This is a genomic window from Sphingorhabdus sp. EL138, from assembly GCF_945890115.1.
GTDB lineage: Bacteria > Pseudomonadota > Alphaproteobacteria > Sphingomonadales > Sphingomonadaceae > Sphingorhabdus_B.
The window spans coordinates 37,985-44,266 of sequence record NZ_CAMDCK010000020.1; the positions used below are offsets into that span (position 1 = coordinate 37,985).

6 protein-coding genes are annotated in these 6,282 nt (G+C 57.1%); all 6 read left to right on the forward strand.

Annotated elements, in window-relative coordinates; all coding sequences use genetic code 11:
- Positions 1-21: 21 nt before the first annotated feature.
- A complete protein-coding gene (locus Q0O07_RS09855; protein WP_295493063.1) occupies positions 22-1,305 on the forward strand; it encodes an acyl-CoA dehydrogenase family protein in 1,284 nt (427 codons plus the stop codon).
- Complete coding sequence (locus Q0O07_RS09860; protein WP_295493066.1) at positions 1,302-2,390, forward strand: Zn-dependent alcohol dehydrogenase; 1,089 nt, start codon at positions 1,302-1,304, stop codon at positions 2,388-2,390. Before Q0O07_RS09855 ends, Q0O07_RS09860 begins: the two co-directional genes overlap by 4 nt.
- Positions 2,387-3,469 carry a phosphotransferase family protein gene (locus Q0O07_RS09865; RefSeq protein ID WP_295493069.1) on the forward strand — a complete coding sequence of 361 codons (1,083 nt, stop codon included), beginning with the start codon at positions 2,387-2,389 and terminating at the stop codon, positions 3,467-3,469. Before Q0O07_RS09860 ends, Q0O07_RS09865 begins: the two co-directional genes overlap by 4 nt.
- A gap of 153 nt (positions 3,470-3,622) precedes the next feature.
- The gene (locus Q0O07_RS09870) at positions 3,623-4,384 is read left to right on the forward strand and encodes an SDR family NAD(P)-dependent oxidoreductase (RefSeq protein WP_295493072.1); all 762 of its coding nucleotides are present in this window, start codon (positions 3,623-3,625) and stop codon (positions 4,382-4,384) included.
- Positions 4,381-5,178 (forward strand): SDR family NAD(P)-dependent oxidoreductase, encoded by a 798-nt coding sequence (locus tag Q0O07_RS09875; RefSeq protein WP_295493075.1) that lies wholly within the window; start codon positions 4,381-4,383, stop codon positions 5,176-5,178. Before Q0O07_RS09870 ends, Q0O07_RS09875 begins: the two co-directional genes overlap by 4 nt.
- Positions 5,175-6,282, forward strand: a 1,108-nt coding sequence (locus tag Q0O07_RS09880) for a serine hydrolase (RefSeq protein WP_295493078.1), incomplete at its 3' end; no start/stop codon positions are given. The genes Q0O07_RS09875 and Q0O07_RS09880, both read left to right, overlap by 4 nt.

The window sequence follows — 6,282 nt, forward strand, 5'->3', positions numbered from 1 at the left end:
AATTTGAAAGAGGAATGAGTCATGGATTTCGATCTCAACGACAAGCAAACATACTGGCGGGACCGTATCCGCGACCATAATGAACGCTTCTTGCGTCCGCGCATCGCCGATTATTATGCCGAACAGGCAGTGGGCGACCGTTGGAAAGTGCTTCAAGTCGTTGAAGAGGAAAAGGCGCGCGCGAAGGCCGCTGGCCTTTGGAACTTGTTCATGCCGCCAACGTCGGGCCGCGTGCATGTCGACGACAGCGTCCATTTTGATGGCCCCGGCCTCACCAACATGGAATATGCATTGTGCGCCGAAGAAATGGGCCGCATCGGCTTTGCATCTGAAGTCTATAACTGTTCCGCACCCGACACCGGCAATATGGAAGTGTTCCTGCGTTACGGTACCGCAGAGCAAAAAGAAAAGTGGATGATCCCGTTGATGAACGGCGAAATCCGTTCGGCATTCTTGATGACGGAGCCAGCCGTTGCGTCGTCGGATGCCACCAATATCGAAACTTCGATCCGCCGCGAAGGCGACGAATATGTCCTCAACGGCGTGAAATGGTGGTCATCAGGCGCAGGCGATCCGCGCTGCAAAATCGCGATTGTCATGGGCAAGACCGATTTCGAAGCCAAACGCCATGCGCAACAATCGATGGTGTTGATGGAACTTGATGCCCCCGGCGTTAACATTCTGCGTCACCTTCCCGTATTCGGATATGACGACGCGCCGCATGGTCATATGGAAATCGAATTGAAGGATGTCCGCATTCCGGCATCGAACATGTTGCTGGGCGAAGGTCGCGGGTTTGAGATCGCGCAAGGCCGCCTTGGACCAGGCCGCATCCACCATTGCATGCGCACCATTGGTACGGCGGAAGAGGCGCTGGAGAAAATGTGCAAGCGCCTGCAATCGCGCGTTGCCTTTGGCAAGACCGTTGCCGAACATAGCGTATGGGAAGAGCGCATTGCGCGTGCCCGTATCGACATTGAAATGACGCGTCTGCTGTGCCTGAAGGCTGCGGACATGATGGACAAGGTCGGCAACAAGGCGGCGGCGGCAGAAATCGCGATGATCAAGGTGCAGGCCCCAAATATGGCGTTGAGCATCATCGACAATGCCATCCAAGCGCATGGCGGCGGCGGTGTGTCCGACGATTTCGGTCTCGCATCTGCTTGGGCGCATCAGCGCACCTTGCGTCTGGCCGATGGTCCCGACGAAGTGCACGCTCGCGCGATTGCCCGTATGGAGCTTGGCAAGCATGGAAGCCGCAGCAAAGACGGCCTGTCCAGCGGCGATATGGGGGCAACACGGTGAAGGCTGCCGTTCTAATCGAAGCGGGCAAACCGCTTCAGATTGAGCAGATCAACATTGCCAATCCCGGGCCGCATGAGGTGCTGATCCGCACCGCGGCCTGCGGGCTATGCCATAGCGACCTGCACTTCATCGAAGGTACCTATCCGCATCCACTGCCCGCTATCCCAGGGCATGAGGCGGCGGGCATTGTTGAGGCTGTGGGCAGCGAAGTGCGCACCGTGAAGGTGGGTGACGCCGTTGTCACTTGTCTTTCGGCGTTTTGTGGCCATTGCGAATATTGCGTCACTGGACGCATGTCCTTGTGCCTTGGCGGCGACACACGGCGTAAAGCAGGTGAGGCTCCGCGTCTGACGCGGCCAGATGGCAGCATTGTCAACCAGATGCTGAACCTGTCGGCTTATGCCGAAATGATGCTGGTGCACGAACATGCGTGCGTCGCAATCCATCCCGACATGCCTTTACCGCAAGCGTCCGTTATCGGCTGCGCCGTGACGACAGGGGCCGGCACGATATTCAACGCGTGCAAAGTAACGCCGGGCGAAACCGTGGCCGTGATCGGCTGCGGCGGTGTTGGTCTTGCGACTATCAATGCCGCGAAAATTGCTGGCGCTGGCCGCATCATTGCTGCTGACCCTATGCCGGAAAAACGTGCACTTGCAATGAAGCTGGGTGCGACCGATGTCATCGATCCCATGGATGCCGATGCAGCCAAGCAAATTCAGGAATTGACCAAGGGCGGCGTCGATCATGCGATTGAGGCTGTAGGTCGTCCTGCATCGGGCGAACTTGCGGTCAAGTCGCTGAAGCGCGGCGGAACGGCTACCATCTTGGGCATGATGCCGTTGCAGCATTCGGTTGGCCTATCCGCGATGGACCTATTGTCGGGCAAGAAACTGCAAGGCGCGATCATGGGCGGCAACCGCTTTCCGGTTGATATTCCGCGTCTGGTGGATTTTTATATGCGCGGGATGCTCGACCTCGACACCATCATTTCGGAAACCATTCCGTTGGAACGGATTAACGAAGGCTTTGACCAGATGAAGCGCGGTGACTCCGCCCGTTCGGTCATCGTTTTTGACCAATGAGCGCATCCCCAACCCCGATTGATGCGCAGACGGCCTTTACCGGCACCGTTGCGCCGACCGGAGCCGACATCCTCGACGCCGATAAATTGGCGGCATGGATGTCGGATAATGTCGAAGGCTTTAAAGGCCCGGTCGAGATTCTGAAATTTGCAGGTGGGCAGTCAAACCCGACCTACCGGTTGAACGCGAAAAGCGGTTCCTACGTCCTACGCCGCAAGCCTTTTGGCGTGCTATTGCCTAGCGCGCATGCCGTTGACCGTGAATATAAAGTTATTGCTGGCCTCTATCCCACGGGCTTTCCGGTCGCCAAGCCCTTTGGCCTGTGCACCGATGACAGTATCGCTGGGTCCATGTTTTACATCATGGACATGGTTGAGGGTCGCACTATTTGGGACGGCGCTATGCCGGGGTCAAACCCGCCTGAGCGCCGCGCCACTTATGAGGCGATGATTGATACCCTCGCGGCCTTGCACAATGTGGATGTCGAAAGCGCTGGCCTGTCCGATTTTGGTAAGCCCGGAAACTATTTCGGACGGCAGGTCGAACGCTGGACGAAGCAATATCGCCTCGCCGAAACCGAAACCATGCCCGAAATGGAGCGGCTGATCGAATGGCTGCCCAAGACTTTGCCCGAACAAACGCGCACCAGTGTGGTGCATGGTGATTATCGCATCGACAATATGATCTTCGATGCAAAAGAGGCTAAGGTCATCGCGGTTCTGGATTGGGAATTGTCGACGCTGGGCGACCCACTGGCGGATTTCACCTATGCCGCAATGGCTTGGGTTACCCAAAATGAGGGCCGGTCGGGCATTATGGATTTGGACCGCGCGAGCTTAGGTATTCCCGAACTTGACGCGATGGTGGAACGTTACTGCGCGGCAACGAACCGCGACGGCGTGCCAGACATGAACTGGTACTTTGCCTATAATTTTTTCCGGTTAGCCGGGATTATTCAGGGCATCAAGAAACGCGTCATCGACGGCACCGCAAGTTCATCCCATGCGCAAGCCATGGCCGAACGCGTGTTCCCGCTGGCCGAATCCGCCTGGAAATTCGCCGAAAAAGCCGGGGCGTAGAAATAAGTTCCTCTCCACTCGTGGGGAGGTGGCAGACCGCAGGGCTGACGGAGGGGGTTCTCCGTTAGCATGATGTTAGAGTGGAGAGCCCCCTCCCCCATCCTACGGATGGTCCCCCTCCCCGCAAGCGGGGAGGAACTTGGAGTGAGAGAAATGTCATTATTCGATATGACCGGTAAGGTCGCCATCATCACCGGTTCGTCACGCGGCATCGGGCAAGCGATTGCCCAAGAAATGGCCGGGCAAGGCGCAAAGGTTGCGATTTCCAGTCGGAATATCGAGGATTGCGAAGCAGTGGCTGCTGGCATCAATGCCAAGCATTCAGGCGCTGCGATTGCCGTGGCCTCAAGCCTCTCCTCCAAAGAGTCCTTGCAAAACCTAGTCGACGAAACCCGCAAGGCGTTTGGCAAAGTCGACGTTCTGGTCTGCAATGCGGCATCGAACCCGCATTATGGCCCGATGGCGACCATCACCGACGAGCAACTGCGCAAAACACTCGATCACAATATCGTCTCGCAGCATTGGCTGATCCAAATGGTCGTACCCGAAATGATCGAGCGGAAATCGGGATCCATCGTGATTGTGTCGTCCATCGGCGGCCTGCGCGGCTCACCGATCTTGGGCGCGTATGCAATCACCAAGGCGGCGGATATCCAGATGACCAAAAACCTCGCCCGGGAATATGGGCCGTATAATGTGCGCATCAACTCGATCGCACCGGGGCTAGTGAAAACCGATTTTGCCAAGGCATTGTGGGAGAATCCCGAAAATCTGAAAGCGTCCACCTCTGGCGCGGCATTGGGCCGCATCGGCGAGCCGCGCGAGATCGCTGGCGCTGCGGTGTATTTGGCATCCGACGCATCAAGCTTTATGACAGGGCAGACAATTGTCGTTGATGGGGGCGTCGTCGTATGAGTGGAGCATTAGAGGGCAAAGTCGCCATCATCACGGGCGCGGGTTCCGGCATTGGCCGCGCATCCGCCATCCGTTTCGCAGCCGAGGGTGCGAAGGTCGTTTTGGGCGATATGGCGGCCTCCGTCCACGACACCTCTGCGATGATCGGCGATGCCGCCACCGCCGTGCAAATGGACGCAGGCGATGAGGCGGATGTCACAGCTTTGGTCGCCAAGGCCATCGCGCTCCACGGCCATCTCGACATCGCCTTTGCCAATGCAGGCATTTCCGGGGGCATGGAGGGGATTTTCGACAATACGGTCGAAAATTTCACCAGCGTTCTGCGCGTCAACCTGATTGGCCCGTGGCTGATGGTTAAACATGCCGGAAAGGTCATGGCCGATGCAGGCAATGGCGGGTCGATCATCTTGACAGCAAGCGTCGCGGGCATTCGTTCGGGCGCAGGCGGGCCACCTTATTCGGCGTCAAAGGCCGGCGTTATCAATTTGGCGCAGGTCAGCGCGCAGCAATTGTCAGGCACCAATGTACGCTGCAACGCGATTTGCCCGGGTCTCACCGAAACCGGCATGACGAAGCCGACTTTCGATTATGCCCGCGAAAAGGGCGTGACCGAAAAAATCGGCCGCCTAAACCCATTGCGCCGAGGTGCGCAGCCAGAGGAGCTCGCTAATGTTGCCTTGTTCCTTGCCAGCGACCAAGCCTCTTATGTCAACGGCCAAGCCATTGCCGTGGACGGCGGGCTTTCCAGCTCGCACCCCGTTACCCGCCAATTGACAGGACAAACCGCCGTATGAACGCCGAAGATTTAGGTTTCGTGCCCGACCGCCTCGCGCGGATTCCCGCATTTATTCAGGCCAATTATCTCGACAATGGCAAATTGCCTTTTGCGTCCGTGCTGGTTGGGCGCGGTGACGATATCGCGTTGCAATGGAGCTCGGGCGTGGCCGAAGATGCCATTTTCCGCATCGCATCGATGACCAAGCCAATCACTTCGGTCGCGTTCATGCAGTTGGTGGAACAGGGCAAGGTCGCGCTGACCGATCCGGTCATCAAATATATCCCCGAATTTGCAAAATTGGGCGTGTTTGTGGGCGGTGGCGGCAATGTGCCATTTATGACGCGCGCGCCATCCACGCTCATGCGGGTGGTTGACTTGCTGCGGCATACGGCCGGATTCACCTATAGCTTTCAGGAACAAGGCAATGTCGACGCGGCCTATCGCAAGACCGATGTTGAAAGCTGGACCAAAAACACATCGCAAAGCGTGATTGATACACTTGCGCAAATCCCGCTGGAATTCGACCCCGGCACGCAGTGGAATTATTCGGTTGCCACCGACATCGTCGGCATATTGGTTGAACGGATCAGCGGGCTATCCCTGCCTGAATATTTCCAAACGCATATTTTTGCGCCTTTGGGCATGACCGATACATTTTTTCAAGTGCCCGCCGATAAGGCAGCGCGTATCCCCGAAGGCTTTGGCTTTGACCCCGAAGCGAAAATGAAGCTGATCGACAAAGCGGGAGCCGAAAGCATGTGGGCCAAAGGCTGGTCATTTAACTCCGGCGGTGGGGGCCTAGCGTCGAGCGTTGCGGATTATCATCGGTTCTGCCGGATGCTGCTGAACGGGGGTGCGCTTGACGGCGTACAAATCTTGAGCCCCAAGACAATAGAATTGATGACCGCCAATCATATTCCCGGCGGTCAAGACCTGACGCAAATGTCGAAATCCTTGTTCAGTGAGGCCGAAATGGCCGGCATTGGCTTTGGTCTTGGCTTTGCCACAACCATCGACAGCGCCGCGACACTTGCGCCTTGTTCCAACGGCGATTTTTATTGGGGTGGCATGTATTCCACCGCCTTTTTCGTCGACCCGGTTGAGGACATCATCATGATTT